Source organism: Streptomyces sp. YS415, from assembly GCF_023544665.1.
In the GTDB taxonomy this organism is placed as follows: Bacteria; Actinomycetota; Actinomycetes; order Streptomycetales; family Streptomycetaceae; genus Streptomyces.
Genome location: NZ_JAMJFL010000080.1, coordinates 1 through 1,549, shown reverse-complemented (window position 1 = coordinate 1,549; position 1,549 = coordinate 1). Strand labels below are relative to the sequence as shown.

General features: G+C 69.3%; 1 protein-coding gene. It reads left to right on the top strand.

All coding sequences use genetic code 11. From position 1 onward, the window contains the following. Positions 1 to 264 precede the first annotated feature (264 nt). Positions 265 to 1,482 (top strand): IS110 family transposase, encoded by a 1,218-nt coding sequence (locus tag M8H82_RS36315; protein WP_250080019.1) that lies wholly within the window; start codon positions 265 to 267, stop codon positions 1,480 to 1,482. Positions 1,483 to 1,549: the final 67 nt, after the last annotated feature.

Sequence of the window (1,549 nt, the reverse complement as noted above, 5' to 3'; positions counted from 1 at the left end):
CCCCGTTATGTTTTCCGCGGTCCTGCAAGAGGGCCGCTGGCCTCCGGGCTCGGCATGACTGTGTCCCCCTGTCGAAGTTGATGACCTGGGGGGTGGTGTCACCGAGCCCGGGAGGTGCCGTCGGAGACGCTGATGAGAGGTCCGGCCGCCATCCGGTCCGGCGCAATGCCGGACAGCTCGCGGATGGCAGGTCTGCATAACGTGGATGCGCGAGTACGACACCGCTGCCGAGGCCGGCGCCGTCAACACCCTGGGAAGGGCGCGATGTTCGACACTGAAGACGTGGGCGTGTTCCTCGGCCTGGACGTCGGCAAGAGTGCCCATCACGGCCACGGACTTACCCCGGCCGGCAAGAAGGTCTTCGACAAACAGCTGCCCAACAGCGAGCCGAAGCTGCGGGCCGTGTTCGACAAGCTGGCCGCGAAGTTCGGCACCGTCCTGGTGATCGTGGACCAGCCCGCCTCGATCGGCGCCCTGCCACTGACCGTCGCCCGCGATGCGGGCTGCCAGGTCGCCTACCTGCCCGGACTCGCGATGCGCCGGATCGCCGACCTCTACCCGGGCGAGGCCAAGACCGACGCGAAGGACGCCGCGGTCATCGCCGACGCCGCCCGGACGATGCCCCACACCCTGCGCTCGCTGGAACTGACCGACGAGATCACCGCCGAGCTCACCGTCCTGGTCGGCTTCGACCAGGACCTCGCCGCCGAGGCCACCCGCACCTCCAACCGGATACGAGGCTTGCTCACCCAGTTCCCCCCCAGCCTGGAACGCGTCCTGGGCCCCCGCCTGGACCACCCCGCCGTCACCTGGCTGCTTGAGCGTCACGGCTCCCCGGCCGCCCTGCGCAAAGCCGGCCGCCGCAGACTCGTCGAACTGATCCGTCCCAAGGCCCCACGCATGGCCCAGCGGCTGATCGACGACGTCTTCGACGCACTGGACGAACAGACCGTCATCGTCCCGGGAACCGGCACCCTCGACATCGTCATCCCCACCCTGGCCGCCTCCCTGGCCACCGTCCACACCCAGCGCCGGGCACTGGAAGCCCAGATCAACACCCTGCTGGAGGCCCACCCTCTTTCCCCGGTCCTGACGTCGATGCCCGGCGTCGGCGTCAGGACCGCCGCCGTCCTGCTGGTCACCGTCGGCGACGGCACCAGCTTCCCCACCGCCGCCCACCTGGCCTCCTACGCCGGACTCGCCCCCACCACGAAATCCTCCGGGACCTCCATCCACGGCGAGCACGCACCCCGAGGCGGAAACCGGCAGCTCAAACGGGCCATGTTCCTGTCCGCCTTCGCCTGCATGAACGCCGACCCGGCCTCCCGCGCCTACTACGACAAACAACGCACCCGCGGCAAGACCCACACCCAAGCCCTCCTCCGCCTGGCCCGCCAACGCGTCAGCGTCCTGTTCGCCATGCTCCGCGACGGCACCTTCTACGAACCCCGCCTCCCCGAGGACATCGAACTCGCCGCATGACCCCAGCAAGCCAAACCAGCCCAAACCGAACGCAGGCGCCTTGACGAACGACATAGAGGCACCCCCC

Coding starts and splice junctions, on each gene's coding strand:
- M8H82_RS36315 (WP_250080019.1), top strand. CDS start 265: ATGTTCGACACTGAAGACGTGGGCGTGTTCCTCGGCCTGGACGTCGGC.